Source organism: Stutzerimonas stutzeri KOS6 (genome assembly GCF_000307775.2).
Taxonomy (GTDB): Bacteria; Pseudomonadota; Gammaproteobacteria; order Pseudomonadales; family Pseudomonadaceae; genus Stutzerimonas; species Stutzerimonas stutzeri_B.
Map to the genome: position 1 here is coordinate 734,458 of NZ_KK020676.1, position 23,296 is coordinate 757,753.

18 protein-coding genes and 1 pseudogene are annotated in these 23,296 nt (G+C 65.3%); 11 read left to right on the forward strand and 8 right to left on the reverse strand.

Annotation, left to right across the window (positions count from 1 at the left end; all coding sequences use genetic code 11):
• Nucleotides 1–75 precede the first annotated feature (75 nt).
• The 6 genes and pseudogenes from B597_RS31715 to B597_RS31740 all read left to right on the forward strand — a co-directional run bounded on the left by B597_RS31715 (nucleotide 76) and on the right by B597_RS31740 (nucleotide 7,783).
• The gene (locus B597_RS31715) at nucleotides 76–1,272 is read left to right on the forward strand and encodes a class I SAM-dependent rRNA methyltransferase (RefSeq protein ID WP_003297147.1); all 1,197 of its coding nucleotides are present in this window, start codon (nucleotides 76–78) and stop codon (nucleotides 1,270–1,272) included.
• Nucleotides 1,273–1,365: 93 nt separating this feature from the next.
• Nucleotides 1,366–1,799, forward strand: a pseudogene (locus B597_RS31720) (chemotaxis protein CheB); the annotation flags it as partial.
• Between the two features lie 100 nt (nucleotides 1,800–1,899).
• Nucleotides 1,900–3,240, forward strand: coding sequence for a methyl-accepting chemotaxis protein (locus B597_RS31725; RefSeq protein WP_003297143.1), 1,341 nt, complete (start codon nucleotides 1,900–1,902; stop codon nucleotides 3,238–3,240).
• A gap of 259 nt (nucleotides 3,241–3,499) precedes the next feature.
• A complete protein-coding gene (gene ilvD, locus B597_RS31730) occupies nucleotides 3,500–5,338 on the forward strand; it encodes a dihydroxy-acid dehydratase (RefSeq protein ID WP_003297141.1) in 1,839 nt (612 codons plus the stop codon).
• 288 nt (nucleotides 5,339–5,626) lie between these two features.
• Nucleotides 5,627–7,171 (forward strand): nucleobase:cation symporter-2 family protein, encoded by a 1,545-nt coding sequence (locus tag B597_RS31735; RefSeq protein ID WP_003297140.1) that lies wholly within the window; start codon nucleotides 5,627–5,629, stop codon nucleotides 7,169–7,171.
• Between the two features lie 156 nt (nucleotides 7,172–7,327).
• Nucleotides 7,328–7,783 (forward strand): metallophosphoesterase family protein, encoded by a 456-nt coding sequence (locus tag B597_RS31740; RefSeq protein WP_024161860.1) that lies wholly within the window; start codon nucleotides 7,328–7,330, stop codon nucleotides 7,781–7,783.
• On the opposite strand, the gene B597_RS31745 is transcribed toward B597_RS31740, so the two are convergent.
• Complete coding sequence (locus tag B597_RS31745; protein WP_003297137.1) at nucleotides 7,776–8,423, reverse strand: YitT family protein; 648 nt, start codon at nucleotides 8,421–8,423, stop codon at nucleotides 7,776–7,778. The two genes, B597_RS31740 and B597_RS31745, sit on opposite strands and share 8 nt — an antisense overlap.
• Before the next feature lie 84 nt (nucleotides 8,424–8,507).
• Nucleotides 8,508–9,026, reverse strand: a complete 519-nt coding sequence (locus tag B597_RS31750) for a dihydrofolate reductase (RefSeq protein WP_024161861.1) — start codon at nucleotides 9,024–9,026, stop codon at nucleotides 8,508–8,510.
• Nucleotides 9,027–9,174: 148 nt separating this feature from the next.
• On the opposite strand from B597_RS31750, the gene B597_RS31755 reads away from it, so the two are divergent.
• From B597_RS31755 to B597_RS31765, 3 genes are all read left to right on the forward strand, one after another.
• Nucleotides 9,175–10,290, forward strand: coding sequence for a glycerophosphodiester phosphodiesterase (locus B597_RS31755; RefSeq protein ID WP_003297135.1), 1,116 nt, complete (start codon nucleotides 9,175–9,177; stop codon nucleotides 10,288–10,290).
• Between the two features lie 93 nt (nucleotides 10,291–10,383).
• Nucleotides 10,384–11,778, forward strand: coding sequence for a DUF2868 domain-containing protein (locus B597_RS31760; protein ID WP_024161862.1), 1,395 nt, complete (start codon nucleotides 10,384–10,386; stop codon nucleotides 11,776–11,778).
• A complete protein-coding gene (locus B597_RS31765; protein WP_024161863.1) occupies nucleotides 11,771–13,144 on the forward strand; it encodes a DUF3482 domain-containing protein in 1,374 nt (457 codons plus the stop codon). The genes B597_RS31760 and B597_RS31765 overlap by 8 nt, the downstream gene beginning before the upstream one ends.
• A 135-nt stretch (nucleotides 13,145–13,279) precedes the next feature.
• Here the strand turns inward: B597_RS31765 and B597_RS31770 are convergent, their stop codons facing one another.
• A complete protein-coding gene (locus tag B597_RS31770) occupies nucleotides 13,280–14,203 on the reverse strand; it encodes a DMT family transporter (RefSeq protein WP_024161864.1) in 924 nt (307 codons plus the stop codon).
• Nucleotides 14,204–14,291: 88 nt separating this feature from the next.
• Between B597_RS31770 and B597_RS31775 the strand changes: the two genes are divergently transcribed.
• A complete protein-coding gene (locus B597_RS31775; RefSeq protein ID WP_003295276.1) occupies nucleotides 14,292–15,206 on the forward strand; it encodes a LysR family transcriptional regulator in 915 nt (304 codons plus the stop codon).
• Nucleotides 15,207–15,448: 242 nt separating this feature from the next.
• On the opposite strand, the gene phoU is transcribed toward B597_RS31775, so the two are convergent.
• From phoU to B597_RS31800, 5 genes are all read right to left on the reverse strand, one after another.
• Complete coding sequence (phoU, locus tag B597_RS31780; RefSeq protein ID WP_003295275.1) at nucleotides 15,449–16,177, reverse strand: phosphate signaling complex protein PhoU; 729 nt, start codon at nucleotides 16,175–16,177, stop codon at nucleotides 15,449–15,451.
• Between the two features lie 240 nt (nucleotides 16,178–16,417).
• On the reverse strand, nucleotides 16,418–17,248 hold the full coding sequence (gene pstB, locus B597_RS31785; protein WP_003295273.1) for a phosphate ABC transporter ATP-binding protein PstB: 831 nt from the start codon (nucleotides 17,246–17,248) through the stop codon (nucleotides 16,418–16,420).
• Nucleotides 17,249–17,345: 97 nt separating this feature from the next.
• Nucleotides 17,346–19,016 carry a phosphate ABC transporter permease PstA gene (gene pstA, locus B597_RS31790; protein WP_003295272.1) on the reverse strand — a complete coding sequence of 557 codons (1,671 nt, stop codon included), beginning with the start codon at nucleotides 19,014–19,016 and terminating at the stop codon, nucleotides 17,346–17,348.
• A gap of 27 nt (nucleotides 19,017–19,043) precedes the next feature.
• Nucleotides 19,044–21,320, reverse strand: coding sequence for an ABC transporter permease subunit (locus B597_RS31795; RefSeq protein WP_003295268.1), 2,277 nt, complete (start codon nucleotides 21,318–21,320; stop codon nucleotides 19,044–19,046).
• 164 nt (nucleotides 21,321–21,484) lie between these two features.
• Nucleotides 21,485–22,450: a PstS family phosphate ABC transporter substrate-binding protein gene (locus B597_RS31800; RefSeq protein ID WP_003295267.1), complete on the reverse strand. Its 966-nt coding sequence runs from the start codon at nucleotides 22,448–22,450 to the stop codon at nucleotides 21,485–21,487.
• Nucleotides 22,451–22,675: 225 nt separating this feature from the next.
• On the opposite strand from B597_RS31800, the gene B597_RS31805 reads away from it, so the two are divergent.
• Nucleotides 22,676–23,077 (forward strand): acyl-CoA thioesterase, encoded by a 402-nt coding sequence (locus B597_RS31805; protein WP_003295266.1) that lies wholly within the window; start codon nucleotides 22,676–22,678, stop codon nucleotides 23,075–23,077.
• Nucleotides 23,078–23,296: the final 219 nt, after the last annotated feature.

The window sequence follows — 23,296 nt, forward strand, 5'->3', positions numbered from 1 at the left end:
TTTTTTCTTGCCGCTTGCAGCTTGCAGCGAGCCGCTCTCGTTTAGAATGCCCGTCTTTTTCCGGGAGCCCTGCCGATGACCCTGCCCAGCCTGCGCCTAAAAGCCAATGCCGATCGCCGCCTGCGCGCCGGACATCTGTGGGTCTACAGCAACGAGGTGGATACCGCGGCCACACCGCTGTCAGGCTTCGCCGCCGGCGACCAGGCAATCCTCGAAGCCGCCGGCGGCAAGCCGCTGGGCATCGTCGGCGTGTCGCCGAACAACCTGATCTGCGCGCGCCTGCTGTCACGCGATCTCAAGCACAGCCTGGACAAGTCGCTGCTGGTGCACCGCATCAAGGTCGCCCTGAGCCTGCGCGAACGGCTGTTCGAGCAGCCCTGTTACCGCCTGGTCTACGGCGATTCCGATCTGTTGCCCGGACTGGTGGTGGACCGTTTCTTCGACATCCTCGTCGTGCAGCTCGCCTCGGCGACCATGGAGCGCAACAGGGATGCCGTGCTCGAGGCTTTGGTACAGGTGCTCAAGCCCCGCGGCGTGCTGTGGAAGAACGATTCCAGCGCCCGCGATGCCGAGGGCCTGGAGCGCTACGTCGATACCGCCTTCGGTGTGGTCCCCGAATGGGTGGCGCTGGAGGAGAACGGCGTGAAGTTCGAAGCCCCGGTCATGCAGGGCCAGAAAACCGGCTGGTTCTACGATCACCGCATGAACCGCGCGCGCCTGGCACCCTACGTCAACAGCAAGCGCGTGCTCGACCTGTTCAGCTACATCGGCGGCTGGGGCGTGCAGGCCGCCGCCTTCGGTGCCAGCGAAGTGTTCTGCGTCGATGCTTCCGCGTTCGCCCTGGACGGCGTCGAGCGCAACGCCGCGCTCAATGGCGTCGCAGAGAAGATGACCTGTGTCGAGGGCGATGCCTTCGAAGCGATGAAGGAACTGAAGAACGCCGAAGAGCGCTTCGACGTGGTCATCACCGACCCGCCTGCCTTCATCAAGCGCAAGAAGGACCTGAAGAACGGCGAGGCCGCCTACCGCCGCCTCAACGAAGCCGCCATGCGTCTGCTCAACAAGGATGGCATCCTGGTCAGCGCATCCTGCTCGATGCATCTGCCCGAAGACGATCTGCAGAACATTCTGCTCGGCAGCGCCCGGCATCTGGACCGCAACATCCAGCTGCTCGAACGCGGCGCGCAAGGGCCGGATCATCCGGTGCATCCGGCGATTCCCGAGACGCGCTATATCAAGAGCATCACCTGCCGCATCCTGCCCAACAGCTAAGCGATACAGCGCCGACGGGTCAGGCCGCATCCGGACCGGAGAAGCAGTTTTTCGTCCCCATGAGGTCGGCCAAGCCGCCAGCGCCCGTAGCTCGCCACCCGTCTCAACGGCCTGTGCCAGATCGAAGTGCGGGAGGCTCGTCACGATGACCGCGTGATACCGGGCCGAGCTTTGATTGCTCCCGGCGGGAGGCATATGCTACTCAAGCGCAGCGGGGCTCAATACCTTGTCGATATCATCGACGGCCCGCCGGTGTGCCGGCACAAGCCCTCCGTGGACGTACTGTTTCGCTCAACTGCTCGTGCCGCAGGCGCAAATGCCACCGGCATTATCATGACCGGCATGGGCGACGACGGAGCACGCGGGTTGCGTGAGATGTGCGATGCGGGCGCCACCACCTATGGCCAGGATGAAGCCAGTTGCGTGGTTTACGGTATGCCAAAGGAAGCCAAGAAACTCGGTGCATCGGTCGTGAAATCGCTCTTGAGCACATTCCGGCTTACATACTCAGGAGCGAGCGTCCCTGAACGCCTGAACCACCGGGCCCCATGCACCGGCGCGTAGTCGTGAATACAACTGCACTACCCAGTGCGAACAAGTAACCAGCGCCCCCCTGGAGCTCTCGACATGATTCTGTTCAGCGCGGCATTAAAAAATGAGCTGGCTCGTTGCAAGAAAGAGCTGACTGATGCGCTTGCACTACGCGAGACGCTCGATCGCTCGCAAGCCATCATCGAATTTCTTCCCAACGGCACCATTCTGCACGCCAACGCTAACTTCTTGCAGACCATGGGCTACCGCTTGGAAGAAATAGTCGGGCAGCACCACCGCCTCTTCTGCGAAGCAGCGCTGACCAACAGCAGTGAATACCAACAATTCTGGGCGCGCCTGGCCAAAGGCGAATTTATTCGCGAACGCTTTCTAAGGCTGGATAGCCAGCGGCGAGATGTCTGGCTCGAAGCGACCTATAACCCCATCCACGATGCCAACGGCCAGGTTGCCAAGGTCATCAAGCTCGCCACGAACATCACTACCAGCCTCGTTAAACAGCATGAACAGGATGCGATGATTGCGGCACTCAGCCGCTCAATGGCCGTGATCGAGTTCAATCCGGCTGGTGAGGTGCTCGCCGCCAATGAGAACTTTCTAAGCGTGATGGGTTACAGCAAGCAGGAAATCATGGGGCAACACCACCGCAAGTTCTGTGCGAAGGGGGAAGCAGACAGCCATCGATATCAACAGTTCTGGCAACAACTCAACAGTGGCCAATATGTCAGCGGCCGCTTTGAACGACGCAACCGCCATGGCCAAGTAGTCTGGCTTGAAGCGAGCTACAACCCCGTATTCGACACACGGGGGAAACTCTACAAGATCGTCAAATTCGCCGCCGACATTACCGCCAATGTGCTGGCACAAAAGGCAGAGTCCGAGTCAGCCTACCTCGCTTATGAAACCGCGCAAAAGACGGATGCCGAAGCCCGCGCCGGTGCCGGAATTGTCAATAGCACCGTCGATGTGGTCCAAGGCATAGCCATTGAGCTGAATCAGGCAGCAGAACGTATTGCGGCGGTGAGCCAGCAGTCCGATGCCATTAAGACCATTGTCCAGTCCATTCGCGGCATCGCCGACCAGACCAACCTGCTCGCCCTCAACGCCGCCATCGAAGCCGCTCGCGCCGGCGAACAGGGGCGAGGGTTCGCCGTAGTCGCTGACGAAGTTCGCAATCTCGCCGTTCGCACGACACTCGCCACCGAGGAAATAGTCAAGGTCGTCACACACAACCACGAGCTAGCCCAGGATGCTGTCGCCAGCATGCGTGACAGCTGCGCGAAAGTGGATCAGGGCGTGCTCTTGGCTCACGAGGCGGGGCAGGCCATCGAGGGTATCCGCGCCGGCGCCCAGCGTGTCGTCACCGCCATCCAGAACCTCGCGCACAAAGACAGAAGCGACCTGACGCACAGCAGCTGAAACCAGCTTGACTCGCGTCACATGGTCCATCTGCCTCCTGCAGGTATCCGCCATAACCGCACACATGCCAGGCAGCCTTTCGCCTCCCCCCTACCGGGCGTAGAATCGGCCATCTCCTCGCCAGGCATCCCCGGCGTAACCTTGAGCCCATGCTGCACCGACGGCGATCCCGTCAGGCATGCAGTCAATACCGAGCGGCGATCCGCCCTCTGAAGACGCTCGCCGTACCCCATAACCGAATTTAGCCGCAGGAACCGTCATGCCCGATTACCGTTCGAAAACCTCCACGCATGGCCGCAACATGGCCGGTGCCCGCGCGCTGTGGCGTGCCACCGGGATGAAGGACGAAGACTTCAAGAAGCCGATCATCGCCATCGCCAACTCCTTCACCCAGTTCGTGCCCGGCCACGTGCACCTGAAGGATCTGGGCCAGCTGGTCGCCCGCGAGATCGAAAAGCACGGCGGCGTGGCCAAGGAATTCAACACCATCGCGGTCGACGATGGCATCGCCATGGGCCACGACGGCATGCTCTATTCGCTGCCGAGCCGCGAGATCATCGCCGACTCGGTCGAATACATGGTCAACGCCCACTGCGCCGACGCCATCGTCTGCATCTCCAACTGCGACAAGATCACCCCCGGCATGCTGATGGCCGCGTTGCGCCTGAACATTCCGGTGGTGTTCGTCTCCGGCGGTCCGATGGAAGCCGGCAAAACCAAGCTGGCCAGCCACGGCCTGGACCTGGTCGACGCCATGGTCATCGCCGCCGATGAAAGCGCCTCGGACGAGAAGGTCGCCGAATACGAGCGCAGCGCCTGCCCGACCTGCGGTAGCTGCTCCGGCATGTTCACCGCAAACTCCATGAACTGCCTGGCCGAAGCACTGGGCCTGGCGCTGCCCGGCAACGGTTCGACCCTGGCCACCCACAGCGACCGTGAGCAGCTGTTCCTGCGCGCCGGCCGCACCATCGTCGAGCTGTGCCAGCGTTATTACGGCGAAGGCGACGAGTCGGTGCTGCCGCGCAACATCGCCAGCCGTCGTGCGTTCGAGAACGCCATGACGCTCGATATCGCCATGGGCGGTTCCACCAACACCATCCTGCACCTGCTGGCCGCTGCCCAGGAAGCCGAGGTGGACTTCGATCTGCGCGCCATCGACGCCCTGTCGCGCAAGGTGCCGCAGCTGTGCAAGGTCGCGCCGAACATCCAGAAGTACCACATGGAAGACGTGCACCGTGCCGGCGGCATTTTCTCCATCCTCGGAGAACTGGCCCGTGGCGGCCTGCTGCACACCGACGTACCGACCGTGCACAGCCGGACCATGGCAGAGGGCATTGCCCAGTGGGACATCACCCAGACCCAGGATGAAGCGGTGCACACCTTCTTCAAGGCCGGCCCGGCCGGTATCCCGACGCAGACGGCATTCAGCCAGTCGACCCGCTGGGACACCCTGGACCTGGACCGTGCCGAAGGCTGCATCCGCAGCGTTGAGCACGCCTACTCGCAGGAAGGTGGTCTGGCGGTGCTCTACGGCAACATCGCCCTCGACGGCTGCGTGGTGAAAACCGCGGGCGTGGATGAGTCCATCCATGTGTTCGAAGGCACGGCGAAGATCTTCGAAAGCCAGGACAGCGCCGTTAAGGGCATCCTCAACGACGAAGTGAAGGCTGGCGACATCGTCATCATTCGCTACGAAGGCCCGAAGGGCGGCCCGGGCATGCAGGAAATGCTCTACCCGACCTCGTATCTCAAGTCCAAGGGCCTGGGCAAGGATTGCGCCCTGCTCACCGACGGCCGCTTCTCCGGCGGCACCTCGGGCCTGTCCATCGGCCATGCCTCGCCGGAAGCGGCCGCAGGCGGCGCGATTGGTCTGGTCCAGGACGGCGACAAGGTGCTGATCGACATCCCCAACCGCAGCATCCAACTGCAGGTCAGTGATGAAGAGCTGTCCCATCGCCGCATCGAGCAGGACAAGAAGGGCTGGAAGCCCGCTGCACCACGTGCGCGCAAGGTGACCACGGCACTGAAGGCCTACGCCCTGCTTGCCACCAGCGCCGACAAGGGCGCGGTGCGCAACAAGGCGTTGCTGGACGGCTGAAGGCAGGCCTGCCTCTCCCGATACGAGCCCGGCAAAAGCCGGGCTCGTCGTTTCAAAGCAAAGGCGGATATAAGCGTTTCGGTGGCCCGTCCGGCCTACCATTCGTCGAGCGAATCTAATCCAGAAACAGGATTTTCGCCTCCAAAGCTGCGCGATCGCGCACTATCCCTCCAATATTCGACCCATTCCCCGCACACTTCTTTCGGTTAAATTTGTATACAAATTGCTGGTAAATCTACCAACTCTTTGTCTACATTGTTCGTACAAGAACAATGCGAGAACTCCAGCATGACAGTCCCATCCGCAAGCACCCCTTCGGAGAAGCGTCCGGAAGACGAGAACCTCGGTACCGTCGCCAACCTGGCCTACGGCCTGCAACACGTCCTGACCATGTATGGAGGCATCGTCGCGGTGCCGCTGATCGTCGGTCAGGCGGCTGGCCTGTCGTCCGCCGACATCGGCCTGCTGATCGCCGCCTCGCTGTTCGCCGGCGGTCTGGCCACATTGCTGCAAACCATCGGCCTGCCCTTCTTCGGTTGCCAGCTGCCGCTGGTACAGGGCGTGTCCTTCGCCGGCGTGGCGACCATGATCGCGATCATCGGCAGCGACGGTGCCGGGGGCATCCCCGCGGTACTCGGTGCGGTGATCGGCGCCTCGCTGATCGGCCTGCTGATCACCCCGGTGTTCTCACGGATCACCAAGTTCTTCCCACCGCTGGTCACCGGCATCGTCATCACCACCATCGGCCTGACGCTGATGCCAGTCGCAGCGCGCTGGGCGATGGGCGGCAACAGCCAGGCGCCGGACTTCGGCAGCATGGCCAACATCGGCCTGGCCGCCTTCACCCTGGCCACCGTGTTACTGCTGAGCAAGCTCGGCAGCGCCAGCATCTCGCGGCTGTCGATCCTGCTGGCGATGGTGATCGGCACCCTGGTCGCAGTGTTCTGCGGCATGGCCGACTTCTCCGGCGTGCTCGATGGCCCGCTGATGGCGATGCCGTCGCCGCTGCATTTCGGCATGCCGGAATTCCACGTGGCGGCGATCCTGTCGATGCTGATCGTGATCATCGTCACCCTGGTGGAAACCTCGGCGGACATTCTCGCGGTCGGTGAGATCATCGGCACCAAGGTCGACTCCAAGCGCCTGGGCAACGGCCTGCGCGCGGACATGATCTCCAGCAGCCTGGCACCGATCTTCGGCTCCTTCACCCAGAGCGCCTTCGCCCAGAACGTCGGCCTGGTGGCAGTGACCGGGGTGAGGAGCCGCTACGTGGTGGCCACCGCCGGGTTGATCCTGGTCACCCTAGGCCTGCTGCCGGTAATGGGCCGGCTGATCGCCGCGGTGCCGACCGCGGTGCTCGGCGGCGCCGGCATCGTGTTGTTCGGTACCGTGGCAGCCGCGGGCATCCGCACCCTGGCGCAGGTCGACTATCGCAACAACATGAACCTGATCATCGTCGCCACCTCGATCGGCTTCGGCATGATCCCGATCGCCGCGCCGAGCTTCTATCACCACTTCCCGGCCTGGTTCGAGACCATCTTCCACTCCGGCATCAGCTCGGCGGCGATCATGGCGATCCTGCTGAACCTGATCTTCAATCACCTGAAGGCCGGCAACTCGGACCAGCAGTCGGTATTCGCCGCCGCCAGCGAACGCACCCTGCGCTATCAGGACATCGCCGCGCTGCACGATGGCGACCACTTCCACGACGGCAAGCTGTTCGATGCCCAGGGCCAGGAGGTGCCAGTGCTCGGTGCCGACGACCATGGCGCGCCGCCTGCGCCGCGCAGCAACGCCAGCAAGATGGCGGCGGCCAGCACCACCAGCGGTTGATCGCGCCGCACCTTCGGAACCGAACACGGCCCGCCGCTTGCGCTGCGGGCCGTGTCGTCCCGGTGGCCATCACGCGCAGCATTGCGGCTACCGCGGCGCGCGGCCGCAGGTCGAATGGCCTATGCTGGCTGGCTCGACCAAGAGGAATACACCCGCATGCGCATCGGCCTGATCTCCGACACCCATGGCCTGCTCCGCCCCGAGGCGCTGGCGGCGCTGCGCGGTTGCCAGCGGATCATTCACGCCGGTGACATCGGCAAGCCGGCGGTACTCGACGGACTGCGCGCCATCGCGCCGCTGGAAGCCATCCGCGGCAATATCGACGGCGATGACTGGGCCCTGCCTCTGCCGGAACGGCTGGACCTGCACATCGGCGGCCTCACCCTGCACGTGCTGCACAACCTCAAGCAACTGGATATCGATCCGCGTGTGGCCGGCATCGACGTCGTGATCGCCGGCCACTCGCACAAGCCGAAGGTAGAGCGGCGCGACGGCGTGCTCTACATCAACCCGGGCAGCGCCGGTCCGCGGCGTTTCAGCCTGCCGATCAGCCTCGCGCTGCTGGAGTTGAACGACGGCGACGCACAGGTCGAACTGATCAGCCTCAGCTGACGCCCATGTAGCGATCGGCGCGGTGGTTGATCGCCAGCACCAGGTTCAGCGCCACCGCGCCAACCACCGAAAGCAGCACCTTGTCGGCCGGCACGACGAACACCGCCGCCAGCACGATCAGCGCGTCGATGCCCATCTGGACGGTACCGGCACGCAGACCGAAGCGTTCCTGCAAAAACAGCGCGAGAATGTTCACCCCACCGAGGCTGGCACGGTGACGGAACAGAATCAGCAGGCCGATGCCGATGGCGAAGCCGCCGAACACCGCTGCGTAGACCACGTTCAGCTCGGCGAAGCGCACCCATTGCGGGGTCAGCTCGGCGAACAGCGACACCAGCCCAACCGCGCAGACCGTGCGCAGGGTGAACCTCCAGCCCATGCGCCAGATCGCCAGCGCATAGAACGGCAGGTTGAGCAGGAAGAACGCCGGGCCGAACGACCAGCCGGCCAGGTACTTGAGCAGGAAGGCCAACCCCACGGTGCCACCGGTGAGCAGTCCGGCATGGCTGTAGAAGGCGATGCCGAGGGCGACCAGCGCCGTGCCTATGAGCAGCGCCAGAGCGTCCTCCCACAGCGGATGACGGACGAAGATCGCGGCCACGCGCTCGGCGCCCGCAGTGTCGGATGTATCAGGTTGCATGGAATTTCTCGTTACGACAGCGACGGGTCAGCATAGAAGCTGCGGCCCGCGAAGGATTTGGCGCCGATCAAGCGAAGAGGATGGTCAGCTATGTTTTTGCCAGGTCTCGAAACGATACGCCGGGGCATCGCCCTCGGCCGGATGGGGCTGGCTGTCGATACAGCGCCATTCGTTCTCATCGAAGGCAGGGAAGAACGCATCGCCTTCTGGAGCCGCATCGATTCGCGTGAGGTAGAGCCGCTGCGCCTGGCTCAACGCCTGAGCGTACAGCTGCGCGCCGCCGATCAGCATCAGCTCGGCGACGCCCTGCTCGTGCGCCCATTGCTCGGCTCGCACCAGCGCAGCGTCCATATCGCTGAAGGTTTCCGCGCCTTCGAGCTGCAGATCAGGCTGGCGGCTGACCACCAGATTGAGTCGGCCCGGCAAAGGGCGGCCGAGCGAATCCCAGGTCTTGCGACCCATGATGATGGGCTTGCCGAGGGTCATGGCCTTGAAGTGCTTGAGATCTGCCGGCAGGTGCCAGGGCATGCGGTTGTCGAGGCCGATCACGCGATTCTGCGCGAGGGCGGCGATCATGGCGAGGGGAAGACGGGGCTGGTTCATGGCGGCGAGAATAACAGAGCGTCGCACCTTCCCGAAGCGCCGGCCGTTCGTCGGCTTCATCGCACTGCAACGCAGGTGGCAGCGCAGCGTCAACGTCCGGTCATGCAACGGGCCCAGGCTGTGGATTCCAACCCGAGGAGATGCCGACATGGCCCGCAAGAGCACCGCTTCCCTTCGCCGCTGGCTGGCCGCCTGCAGCCTGCTGCTTCCACTGGCCGGCTTCGCTACGGTGGATGAACACGCCGCGAAAGACCAGGCTGCGCGCGGCGAGCCGACCCCCTTGGTGATCGCTCACCGTGGCGCCAGTGGCTACCTGCCGGAACACACCCTGGCCGCCTATGCACTGGCCGTGCTCCAGGGTGCCGACTATATCGAGCCGGACCTGGTGATGACCCGCGACGGGCAGCTCGTCGCCCGTCACGACAACGAGCTGGGCCTGACCACCGACGTCTCGCAGCGCCCCGAGTTCGCCGAGCGCCAGCGCACCCAGCAGGTCGATGGCGTCACCCTCAGCGGTTGGTTCAGCGAGGATTTCACCCTCGCCGAACTGAAGACCCTGCGCGCCATCGAGCGCATCCCGGATATCCGCCCGGGCAATGCCCGCCTCGACGGCAGCCTGGAGATTCCGACCCTGCAGCAGATCATCGACCTGGTGAAAACCCTGCAGCTCAGCCAGGGCCGGCGCATCGGCCTGTATCTGGAAACCAAGCATCCGACGCATTTCCAGCAGCTCGGCCTGGCCATGGAGAAGCCGCTGCTGCGCATCCTCACCCGCAACGGCTATGCCGGCCGACAGGCACCGGTGTACATCCAGTCGTTCGAGGTGGACAACCTCAAGACACTCAGCCGCCTGACCCTGCTGCGCCTGGTCCAGCTGTTCGGCTCCGGCCAGCCCTACGACCAGCAGGTCCGCGGCAGCCAGTTGAGCTACGCGCAGATGGCCACGCCAGCCGGGCTCGAGGCGATTTCCAGCTACGCTGCGGGGGTCGGTCCGGAGAAGAGCTACATCATCCCGCGCGATGCCAACGGCAACCTCGGCACGCCGACCGGTTTCGTCGCCGCCGCCCACGCCGTCGGGCTCGCGGTCCACCCTTACACTTTCCGTGCGGAGAACGCCTTCCTCCCGGCCGACCTGCGCAGCAGCGACCAGCCGGCCGAGCGTGGCAGGATCGAAACGGAAATCCGCGCCTTCCTCGACGCCGGCGTCGACGGGCTGTTCATCGATCAGCCGGACATCGCCGTGCGCCTTCGCAACGCCGACTGACGAGCACTGCGGGGAAGCCACAACGGCTCCCCGTTTTCCCGTTCGCCGCGACAGCGGTTATTCTCAGGGCTCGACCCGCCTGCGAGAAGCCGTGTGATAGCCCGCCCCAGCCCCGATCTCAGTATGCTCGACCGCCTCTGGCTGACCGAAGCCGTGCGCCTGCGCGAAGAACATGCCGGGCCGCTGGAGGACGAAGAAGCCAATCGCCAGGCCCGCGCCCAGGGCGGTGGCCTGGCGGCGCTGATCGAACAGCGCGCACTCTGGCTGGCACGCCGTGACGGGCTGATCGAAGCGCTACAGCACTGGCGTCAGGGCGCACGCCTGGGTGGGTTCGTACTGGCATTGCTCGCGGTCTTCACTGGCGCCGGCCTGGCCTTCGCTGCACTGGGCGACGGGCAGCGACCGGTCAATGTGTTCTGGGCGCTCGGCAGCCTGCTCGGGCTGAACCTGCTGACCCTGCTCGGCTGGCTGCTCGGCCTGCTCTTCGCTGGCGACAGCGGCGGTGCGCTGGGACGGCTGTGGCTCTGGCTCAGCGAAAAACTCGCCCGCGACGCCCGCGCCGCGCAGCTGGCGCCAGCGCTGCTGTGCGTATTGCACCAGCGCCGACTCGGTCGCTGGCTGCTGGGGACAGGCGTGCACTCCCTATGGCTGCTGGCAATGGTCAGCGCCCTGCTCAGCCTCCTCGCGCTGCTGGCGACCCGTCGCTACGGCTTCGTCTGGGAAACCACCATCCTCGGCGAAAGCGCCTTCGTCGGCCTGACCCAGGCCCTCGGCGCGCTGCCGGCCCTGCTCGGCTTCAGCGTGCCGGATATCGAGCAGATCCGCGCCAGCGGCGCGCTCGCTGGCGACCTGGAGGGTGCCCGGCAGCGCTGGGCTGGCTGGTTGGTCGGCGTACTGCTGGTCTACGGCCTGCTGCCACGACTGCTGCTGGCCGGATTCAGCCTGTGGCGCTGGCGCCACGGCCGTGCTGCGTTGCAGCTCGACCTGAACCTGCCGGCTTACCGCCTGCTGCGCGAACGCCTGCAACCGCCCAGCGAGCGCCTCGGCATCCGTGATGCGGCGCCCGCCCAACTGCACGCGCCCAGCGCTGGCGCTCAGCTCGACGGCAGCGAGGGCGCCGTGCTGGTGGCCATCGAACTGGATGGCAACCGCCCATGGCCGCCGGCCCTGCCCAAAAGCATCGCCGATGCCGGCATCCTCGACGATCGCGAAGGGCGCCGACGCCTGCTCGATCAGCTCACCCGCTTTCCCCCGGCACGCCTGGCCATTGCCTGTGATCCGCGGCGCTCGCCGGACCGCGGCACGCTGGCGCTGCTCGGCGAACTGTCACGCTGCGCCGCCGCCACACGGGTCTGGCTGCTGCAGGCGCCGCCGGGCGAAGCGCTGGACAGCGCGCGCCTGGATGACTGGCACCAGGCGCTGGACACCCTGGGCCTGCGCCATTCCAACACGACGCCACTGGGCTGGCTGGAGAGCGGACATGACTGAAGCCCTGAAGCTCGCCGTGGTCGGCCACACCAACGTTGGCAAGACCTCGCTGCTGCGCACCCTGACCCGTGATGCGGGCTTCGGCGAGGTTTCGCACCGCCCCAGCACCACCCGCCATGTCGAAGGCGCACGGCTGTCGGTGGACGGCGAAGCGCTGCTGGAGCTGTACGACACACCCGGCCTGGAAGATGCCATCGCCCTGCTCGACTGCCTCGAGCGCGTCGAACGCCCCGGCGAACGCCTCGACGGCCCGGCGCGCACCGCGCGCTTCCTCGACGGCAGCGAGGCGCGCCAGCGCTTCGAGCAGGAAGCCAAGGTGCTGCGCCAGCTGCTCGCCAGCGATGCCGGGCTCTACGTGATCGATGCCCGCGAGCCGGTGCTGGCCAAGTACAAGGACGAACTGACGGTACTGGCTGGCTGCGGCAAGCCGTTGTTGCCGGTGCTCAACTTCGTCGCCCAGCCGGGACATCGCGAGGAAGAGTGGCGCCAGGCGCTGGCCCGCCTCGGCCTGCATGCGCTGGTGCGCTTCGACAGCGTGGCGCCACCCGTGGATGGTGAGCGCCGGCTGTACGAAAGCCTGGCGCTGCTGCTGGAACAGGCACGGCCCAAGCTGCAGCGGCTGATCGAGGACCATGAAGCCCAGGCCGCGGCGCGCCTGGTCAGCGGCCAGCGGCTGATCGCCGAGCTGCTGGTGGACGTCGCCGCCTGCCGGCGCAGCGTGGCCGCACAGCCCGAGCTGGAGCGCGGCGCCATACGTGAACTGCATGACGCCGTGCGTGGCCGCGAACAGCGCTGCGTCGAGGCCCTGCTGCGCCTGTACGCCTTCCGCAAGGAGCAGGCGGCAGCCAGCGATCTGCCGCTGCTCGACGGCCGCTGGGGCGACGACCTGTTCAATCCGGAAACCCTCAAGCAGCTGGGCGTGAAGATCGGCAGCGGCATGGCCGCAGGCGCCGCCGCCGGTGCCGGGGTCGACCTGATGGTCGGCGGCATCACCCTCGGCGCCGCGGCGCTGCTCGGCGCCATCGCCGGCGGCGGCGCGCAGACCGCGCGACACTATGGCAACCGCCTGCTCGGCAAGCTCAAGGGCCAGCGCGAGCTGAGCGTCGATGACGCCGTGCTGCGCCTGCTCGCCCTGCGCCAGCGCCAGTTGCTGGCCGCACTCGCCAGCCGAGGACACGCCGCCACCGAGGCCATTCGCCTGGCCACGCCGCAGGATCAGGGCTGGCGCGAAGGCAAGCTGCCCGAAGCCCTGCATCGCTGCCGCGCCCATCCGGATTGGTCCTCGCTAAACCCCGGCGCCCGCCTGCAGGATGGCGAGCGTCAGGCGGCGCTGGACGAGCTGGAAACTCAACTGCAGGAAAACTGAGCCGATCAGGTGGAGCGTAGGGTGGGCTTCAGCCCACCAGCGGGTGGCGTGCGCGGGGTTGTCGGTGGGCTGAAGCCCACCCTACCCCGGTGGTGTCTGCCGCATGATCGGTGGCGAGATCGGCAAAGGCAGGGACTAACCGAGCATTTCCCCGTGCATCCGCGTGCATCGCGCTTTGGCGGCCGGCATCGGCGCACGTGCGGCCCGCAAGGTGCACAGCATTGCCAGCATGATCAGCAAACCACCCGCCCAACCCATCGGCCCCAACCGTTCACCCAGCCAGAGACCGGCGATGATCGCGCCGAACAGCGGTTCGGAGCCCATCAGCAACGACACCCGCGTCGCGCTGCTGCGCCCCAACGCGAGGTTCTGCGCGTACATGGCGAACAGCGTGGCGAACAGCACCAGATACAGCGCCGCGAACCAGAACGCCGGCTCCCCTGGCAGCGCCGGCAGTCCGCCCGGCAAAGACAAGCCGAGCAGGATACAGCCGCTCGCAACGACCCCGCTCTGCACCGCAGTCAGCGCCAGCGCGGGAATCGCCTGACCGGCGGTCAGGCGCCGGGTCAGGCAGACCAGCACCGCGCGCAGCAACGCGGCAGCGAGCATCAGCGCATCGCCGAGATTGAGCGACAGCTGCGGGCCGCCGGTCAGCAGCCAGACGCCCACCAGCGACATCGCGCAGGCTAGGAACAGCGTGTTGTGCGGCCGCTGGCGCAGCAGCAGCCACTCCATGAACGGCGTGATCACCACGCACAGGCTGATCAGGAAGGCGGCATTGCTAGCGCTGGTCAGCATCACGCCCCAGGTCTCGCAGAGAAAGATCGCCAGCATCACCAGCCCCAGCGGCAGACCGGGGCGCAGCGCCTGGCGACCGGCGCCGCGCAGTTGCGGCAGCAACAGGACGAAGGTCAGGCCGAAGCGAATCGCCAGGAAACCCAGCACCGGATAGAACAGCAGCGCCTGCTTGGCCACCGCATAGCTGCTGCCCCAGATCAGCGCCACCATCAGCAGCATGCCATCGGCCAGCCACAGCCCCTGTCTCAACGTACCTTTCATGTTCGAATCCCCGCACCAATCAGGCGCTGATTGTCGGGCCTGCCGCCACGGTCGATAATCCAGCGAAACAGCACAGGACCTGTTCCACATGGGAACGAATGACAGCGCAGCCCTGCTGCCCTACATGGCCGTGTTCGTGCGGGTGGTCGAGGCCGGCAGCTTCTCCGGCGCCGCGCGGCGGCTGGGCAGCACACCGTCGGCGGTAAGCCGCCAGGTGGCCCGGCTGGAGCAGGCCCTGGCACTGCGCCTGCTGGAACGCACGACGCGCCAGCTGCGGCTGAACGAGGCCGGGGCGGAGTTCTACCAGCATTGCAGGGATATGCTCGATGCGGCCGACGCAGCCGTCGCCATCGGCGAACGGCTGATGCGCAGCCCACGCGGGCTGGTGCGCCTGAGCGTGCCGAAGGCGTATGGCAAGTTCGTCGTAGGACCGTTGATGCCGGCCTTTCTGCAGCGCTACCCCGAGGTCGATGTGCAGCTGCGGATCAGCGACCAGAGCCCGGACCTGATCGAGGACGGCTTCGACCTGCTGGTGCAGGTCACCGACAACCCACCCGAAGGCCTGGCCGGCAAGCCGCTCGGGCCGGTGCGCCAGCTGCTCTGCGCCAGCCCCGACTACCTGCAACGCCACGGCGAGCCGCAGCATCCGCAGGACCTGCTGCGCCATAGCTGCCTGTATCTGGGGGAAACGGCCGGAGACAATCGCTGGCACCTGCGCCGCGGCGAGCAGCAGGAAACGGTGACGGTGCGCGGTCGCTACATCAGCAACCACAGCGAGGCGCGGCTGCTGGGGGCGCAGGAACACCTGGGAATCACCTGCCTGCCGTATTTCACCGCCGCCGCCGCGCTGGCCGACGGCCGTCTGCGCGAGGTGTTGCCCGAATGGCGCTACACCGGCTCGTACCAGGGCGCGGCCTGGCTGCTGTGGCGACAGAATCACCACCTGCCGCCGAAACTGCGCGTGCTGATCGACTACCTGAGCGAGGCGCTGGCGCCAGCTTGAGCGGCAATCGAAACGGTTCGGAAGGCTCGGCCTATGCGGGCGTGCCTATTGCTGCTCCGGTGGGCACCCGCTGCCTTTGTGGAAGACCCGGCCCGGGGCGATGCTCTTTAAGCGGTAGGGTGGGCTTCAGCCCACCGCGCGGGGTGGCATGCTCCAAAAGGGCGGCTGGTGGGCTGAAGCCCACCCTACATGCTGATAGCCGCCTGAGCGCAACGCACTTCCGCAGACAGTGGGCTCGCCTATCAGCGCTCCTTCGAGCCTTCCACTTCCTCGGCCATGCGTGCCAGGCCGAGATGGCGCACGTCGGTGCCGCGTACCAGGTAGATCACCAGTTCGGCGATGTTGCGTGCGTGGTCGCCGATGCGTTCCAGCGAGCGCAGCGCCCAGATGACGCTGAGCACGCGGGAGATCGAACGCGGGTCTTCCATCATGTAGGTAACCAGTTCACGCAGCGCGGTCTTGTATTCGCGGTCGACGGTCTTGTCGTACTGTGCCACCGACAGCGCGAGGTCCGCATCGAAGCGGGCGAAGGCGTCCAGCGCCTCCTGCACCATCCGGCGCACCTGGTCGCCGATGTGGCGTACCTCGACGTAGCCCTTGGGCGACTCGCCTTCCTCGCACAACTGGATGGCGCGGCGGGCGATCTTGGTCGCCTCGTCACCGATGCGCTCGAGGTCGATCACCGACTTGGAAATGCTGATGATCAGGCGCAGGTCGGAGGCCGCCGGCTGGCGACGGGCGAGGATGCGCACGCACTCCTCGTCGATGTTGCGCTCCATCTGGTTGATCTGGTCGTCTACCTCGCGCACCTGCTGGGCGAGCCCCGAATCGGCCTCGATCAGCGCGGTCACCGCGTCGTTGACCTGCTTTTCCACCAGCCCGCCCATGGCCAGCAGGTGGCTGCGGACCTCCTCGAGCTCGGCGTTGAACTGCTGGGAGATGTGTTGGGTGTGGCTGTCTTTGCTGATCATGTGCGAACCCTTGCGAAACTGTTGTTCTCTCGCCGGACGGTCCGGCCTTTGGCAAATCGTGGGCGGGCCTTGCCTCGGACGCGATCCTGGTGGGCTGAAGCCCATCCTACGTCGTTGCCTCGTACCCGACCGAACTGCATGGCCCTTGGCAGAGTGTGCCGGACAAGTCGGCGAGGCGCAGGCAGTACGAGTAGTACGGCAAGCTTCGCCAACGCCGCCCGGCGCGCTATGGCATGGCCATCAACCGTAGCGGCCGGTTATGTAGTCTTCGGTCTGCTTCTTGGCCGGATTGGTGAACAGCGTATCGGTGTCGCCGTATTCGATCAGTTTTCCCATGTACATGAACGCCGTGTAGTCGGAAACACGCGCGGCCTGCTGCATGTTGTGGGTCACGATGACGATGGTGTACTTGGCCTTCAGCTCGTAGATCAGTTCTTCGACCTTGAGCGAGGAGATCGGATCGAGCGCCGAACTCGGTTCGTCGAGCAGCAACACTTCCGGCTGCACGGCGATGGTCCGGGCGATCACCAGACGCTGCTGCTGACCACCGGACAGGCCGAGTGCCGACTCATGCAGACGGTCCTTGACCTCGTCCCACAGTGCCGCGCCCTTGAGCGCCCACTCGACGGTCTCGTCGAGCACGCGCTTCTGCTTGATGCCCTGGATACGCAGGCCGTAGACCACGTTCTCGTAGATGCTCTTGGGGAACGGGTTGGGCTTCTGGAACACCATGCCGACGCGGCGACGCAGGTCGGCCACGTCTTCGCCCTTGCGGTAGATGTTAGTGCCGTCGAGGTTGATGGCGCCTTCGATGCGGCAGCCATCGACCAGGTCGTTCATGCGGTTGAAGCAGCGCAGCAGGGTCGACTTGCCGCAGCCGGACGGGCCGATGAAGGCGGTCACGCGCTGGCGTGGGATGTTCATGCTGACATTGAACAGCGCCTGCTTCTGGCCATAGAACAGGCTCAGATCGGGCACTTCGATGGCAATCGGCTCGTTGGCCAGGTCCAGGCTGCGCTTGTCGCGCCCCAGGGCCGAGATATCGATGGAATGGGTCTGCGTCGCTGACATGGATGTCTCCGTGATCGCTGGTGGCCGAGGCCGGGGCTGGACGCGGTCGGTGCCGCTTGTTCGTCCAGCCTCGGGCCTGCAGCGCTTTTATCGGTTGTTAGTGGTCAAGCGCCTTGTACTTCTCGCGCAGGTGGTTGCGAATGTAGATCGCGCTGAAGTTGAGCGTGGCGATCACCAGCACCAGCAGCAGTGCCGTAGCGTATACCAGCGGGCGCGCCGCCTCGACGTTGGGGCTCTGGAAGCCGACGTCGTAGATATGGAAGCCCAGGTGCATGATCTTCTGGTCCAGATGCAGGTAAGGATAGTTGCCGTTGAGCGGCAGGTTCGGCGCCAGCTTGACCACGCCGACCAGCATCAGCGGCGCCACTTCGCCGGCCGCACGGGCCACGGCGAGGATCAGGCCGGTCATCATCGCCGGACTGGCCATTGGCAGTACCACCTTCCACAGCGTCTCGGACTTGGTCGCGCCGAGCGCCAGCGAACCTTCGCGGATCATTCGCGGGATCCGCGCCAGGCCTTCCTCGGTAGCGACGATCACCACCGGCAGGGTGAGGATCGCCAGGGTCAGCGAGGCCCACATCAGGCCCGGCGTGCCGAACACCGGCGCAGGCGCGGCCTCTGGATAGAACAGCCGATCCAGCGAGCCGCCCAGCACGTAGACGAAGAAGCCCAGGCCGAACACGCCATAGACGATCGAAGGCACACCGGCCAGGTTGTTCACCGCGATGCGGATGATGCGGGTGAGCACGCCCTGCTTGGCGTACTCGCGCAGGTAGACCGCAGCGATCACACCGAACGGGGTGACGATCACCGCCATGATCAGGGTCATCAGCACGGTACCGAAGATCGCCGGGAACACGCCGCCTTCGGTGTTGGCCTCGCGCGGCTCGTCGCTGACGAATTCCCACAGCTTGGCGAAATAGAACAGCAGCTTGTCCGGAGTCGACATGGCGTTGGGCCGGAACGCCCGCACCACCTTGCCCAGAGTGATTTCCTGCTCGCGGCCATCAGCGGTACGCACGGTGATGCTGTCGCGGTTGAACTGCTGCTGCAGGGCGACCAGCTTTTCTTCCAGCACGCGGTACTCGGCGTCCCACTGCGCGCGCTCGGCATCCAGATCGGCCTGTGCCGCCGTGTCCAGAAGATCGTCCAGCTCCAACTGACGGGTCTTCAGACGCAGACGCTCGAGGCCGTGGTTGATGCGACCGATCTCGACCTTTTCGATGTGCGAGATCTGCGTGTGCAACTCATCGACGCGGTCGATGCGTGCCTGCAGCTCGTTCCAGGCGCCCTCACCCTCTGCGACCAGCTGGCCGGCTTCCTTGACGTTGAGCAGGTAGCCATAGAAATTGCCCCACTCACGGCGCTCCAGCACCATCAGCTCGGCCGGTGTGCGCTGGTTGCTCAGCCACTCACCGACCACCCAGGAGAAGTCCGCGCCATAGACTTCGCGGTTGCCCACCTTGAGCAGCTCGCGGGTCATGAACTCACCGCCTTCGGCGTTCACCGGCAGCCCGCTGGCTGCCAGGCGCGCACGCGGCACTTGTTCGGCCTGCACCACCTCGCCGGCCAGCACGCGCATCTCGGCAGCCGGCACGCTGTAGTCGGCAACGATGACATCGGCCGGCCAGAAATGGGCCAGACCGCGCACGGCGATGATCGCCAGCAGGCCCAGGGTCATGATCACCGCGATGGACACCGCGCCGGCGTTCATCCAGATCCAGGGTGTGCCGCTCTTGACCCAGGTGTTCAGCGAATCCTTTTTCACGGATCGATACCTTTTGCGAAGTCTGGTTTACAGGCTGGCGTACTTGCCGCGCAGCCGCTGGCGAATCAGTTCGGCCAGGGTATTCATCACGAAGGTGAACATCAGCAGCACCAGCGCGGCGAGGAACAGCACGCGGTAATGGGTGCCGCCCACCTCGGATTCCGGCATCTCCACCGCGACGTTGGCGGCCAGGGTGCGCATGCCTTCGAAGATGTTGGCCTCCATGATCGGCGTGTTGCCGGTGGCCATCAGCACGATCATGGTCTCGCCCACGGCGCGGCCCATGCCGATCATCAGCGCCGAGAAGATGCCCGGGCTGGCGGTCAGAAGGACCACGCGGGTGAGCGTCTGCCAGGGCGTCGCGCCGAGTGCCAGCGAGCCCAGGGTGAGGCTCTTGGGCACGCTGAACACGGCGTCCTCGGCAATCGAGTAGATCGTCGGGATAACCGCGAAGCCCATCGCCAGGCCGATCACCAGCGCGTTGCGCTGATCGAACGGAATGCCCATGTCGTTGGACAGCCACAGGCGCATGTCACCGCCGAAGAACCAGTTCTCCAGGTGGCCGCTGATCTCCAGCGAGCCGAAACCGATCAGCAGGATCACCGGAATCAGCAGCACCGCTTCCCAGCCATCCGGAACGGCCAGGCGCACGCGCTGTGGCAGGCGGCTCCAGGTCCAGGCAGCGAAGAGAATGCCCACCGGCATCAGCAGCAGCAGGCTGAATATGCCTGGCAGGTGGTTCTCCAGGAACGGCGCGAGAAACAGACCGGCGAAGAAACCAAGGATCACCGTCGGCAGCGCTTCCATCAGCTCGATGATCGGCTTGACCTGGCTGCGCAGCGAAGGCGCCATGAAGTAGGCGGTGTAGAACGCCGCACAGATGGCCAGCGGCGCAGCCAGCAGCATCGCGTAGAACGCCGCCTTGAGCGTGCCGAAGGCGAGCGGCGCGAGGCTAAGCTTGGGTTCGAAGTCGGTATTGGCCGAAGTGGACTGCCAGATATAGTCCGGTTCCGGGTAGCTCTCGTACCAGACCTTGCCCCACAGCGCGCTCCAGGAGATTTCCGGGTGCGGGTTGTCGATCACGAAGCGCTGCAGGCCCTGGTCGGACTCCACCAGCAGGCGGGTCGCACGCGGCGACATGGCGGCCAGTGCCGCGCCGTCGGCGACCTGCTCCTTGAGCAGGGTGCGATGCGCGGTGCTATGGAAAACGCCGAGGCTGCCACTGTCATCCAGCACGAGGAAACCCTTGCGGCGCTCTTCCGGAAGGATCTGGCGAATCGGGCTGCTGCCCAGCTGGAAGTTGCGCACGTTCTTCAGCTCGGCCTGGCCATCGGCGGCACGCACCATGAACCACTGGCCGACGGTACCCTTGGAGTCGCCGACCATCAGTGAAATACCGCCCAGCAACGGACTGATCGTGGTGATCTCGCTAGCGTCGCCCACCAGCTTGTAGCGCCCGTTGAGCTGCTTGCGGCGCAGATCGAAGACGTCCGCACTGGCTTTGCCGCTGACCGCATAGAGCCACATGTGGCGCGGGTCGAGCAGCAACTGACGGATCGGCTCGGCCAGCTGCGGCAGGTCCAGGCGCTCCTGCTCGAGCGTGACCTCGCCGGTCATCAGGTTTTCGCTGCTGGCGATGCGCTGGGCGTGCAACGCGGCGCCGGTGGCACCGGCGACCAGCAATGTGTTGCCGTTCAGGCTGATCGCCGCATGATCGATCGGACGACCTTCGGGATCGAGCTGCAGCGGCTCCTCGCCGAACGGATAGGCCAGGTCGGGAGTGATGGTCTTCTGGTTGTTCGGGTAGGTGATCTTGTAGTTGTGCTCGACCACCAGCGCCTGGCCGTTATCCAGACCCAACACCAGTCGACGGGTACCCGGCGTGTCCTGCCCCACCGAGACGATGCGGCTGCCCGCCGGCAACGGCAAGGCCTTGCTGGACAGCAGCGCGCCGTCGCGCAGGGCGAAGAAGCGCGCCTGACCATCGGAGCCCAGGCGCATCGCGACCTGGTTCTGCTCCTCGACGGCCAGCAGCAGCGGCTCGCCGGCTTCGGCCAGCCAGGCGGGCTGTTGCACCGCGCGGCTTTCCATTTCGGCGCCCTGGAACATGGGCAGCACGACCTGCGCAAGGTAGAAGAAGATCAGGGTGATAGCACCCAATACCGCCAGACCGCCGATGGAGACGTACCAGCGCGCCAGGTGGTCTTTCAGCGCACGTATGCGGCGCTTGCGCTGCAGCGCCGGCGTATTGAAGTCCAGTCGCTGCACGTCGGAATTCGCGGTCATGTTTTCCATGTCGTTCATGCCAAGGCTCCTGGGCCTGAGCGGCCCTTCGGGGCGCCTAATCTAATGAAGCTGTGTGACAGAAAAATTACAGCCAGGTGACGCGACGAAGCCCGCCAGCGCGTATCGCGTAGCGGGCATCTGCGCAGAGCCGGCGTACAGGCCGCCGGCTCCCCGCCCAGGTCTTACAGACCCAGATCCTGAATGGTCTTGTCGACCACTTTCTTCGGCAGCGGGATGTAGCCATCCTTGACCACGACTTCCTGGCCCTGCTTGGAAAGCACCAGCTTCAGGAATTCGGCGTCGATCGGGCTCAGCGGCTTGTTCGGCGCCTTGTTGACGTAGACGTAGAAGAAGCGTGCCAGCGGGAACTTGCCGGCCAGGGCGTTCTCTTCGTTGGCCTCGAAGGCCTCGCCACCCTTAGACAGGGGAACGGCGCGAACGCTGGAGGTCTTGTAGCCGATGCCCGAGTAGCCGATGGCATTCAGGGTGCTGGAGATCGACTGCACCACCGAGGCCGAACCCGGCTGCTCGTTGACGTTCGACTTGAAGTCACCCTTGCACAGGGCTTCTTCCTTGAAGTAGCCGTAGGTGCCGGATACCGAGTTGCGACCGAACAGCTGGATCGGCTTGGCAGCCCATTCGCCGGTCATGCCCAGGTCACCCCAGGTGGTGATGTCCTTCTCGCCACCGCACAGGCGGGTGCTGGAGAAGATGGCATCGACCTGCTCGATGTCCAGCGACTTGATCGGGTTGTCCTTGTGCACGAACACCGCCAGGGCGTCGATGGCCACCGGTACGGCAGTCGGCTTGTAGCCGTACTTCTCTTCGAAGGCCTGGATCTCGTTGTCCTTCATGGGGCGGCTCATCGGGCCCATGTTGGAAGTGCCTTCGGTCAGCGCGGGCGGTGCAGTGGAGGAACCGGCGGCCTGGATCTGGATGTTGACGTTCGGATAGCTGCGCTTGAACTCTTCGGCCCACAGGGTCATCAGGTTGGCCAGGGAGTCGGAACCGACGCTGGACAGGTTGCCGGAAACGCCGGAGGTCTTCTGGTAGCTCGGCAGAGCCGGGTCTACAGCAGCGACTGCGCTCGCGGCGCCAACGCCAGCGGCAACGAAAGTCAGGGCCGCCATCAAACGATTCAGTTTCATACCTTGCTCCTAGCAGGTGTGTGCTCGAGTGTGTTGGAACGGGGGCCAGTATCTGCAGGCCGTGTGAACACTCTATGAACCAAGTGTGACAATCTCGTTACCGAGCGGACCATTGGAGCGGTTCGGTCGCTGTCGCCGATCACAGCCGTTATACTCGGCGCCGTCGCCTGCGCGCTAGCGCGGGCATTTCGCGCCAGAACAGCAAACGCGCCGCGAGTCCGACCGATGAAAGAATACGAACAGGAAGATCCGATACCGCAGGGCGACCTGGCTTTACAACTCACCGCATTGCCGCGGGAAACCAACGGTTTCGGCGATATCTATGGCGGCTGGCTGGTGTCGCAGATGGACCTGGCCGGCACCGCGATGGCCAGCCGCGTAGCCGCCGGGCGGGTCGCGACGGTGTCCATCGACCGCATGGCGTTCATGGTGCCGGTGGCGGTCGGCGCGCAGCTTTCGTTCTATACCCAGGCGCTCGAGGTCGGACGCAGCTCGATCCGCATGCTGGTGGAAGTCTGGAGCGACGATCCGCTGTCCAGCGAATGGCGCAAGGTCACCGAGGCGGTCTTCGTCTTCGTCGCCATCGACGGCAGCGGCCGCACGCGACCGGTATCGCCGCGCCGCTGAGACGCGGCTGGTGGACATGGTCGGCCCTGGCGCTTTCCAAGCGCTACAGCGGCTGCGAGCTGAAACAGGGCACTGCCTGAGCGGCGTATCGAGCGGCGCGCAATATCCCACGCCGAGCCGCCATCGAAGCACGAGCGTCCGGCCGGCATCGCGCCATGTGGCTGCCCGTTGGACGGAATGCTTGCACGGGACGTTTCAAGCATCGAAGATCGTGCCACA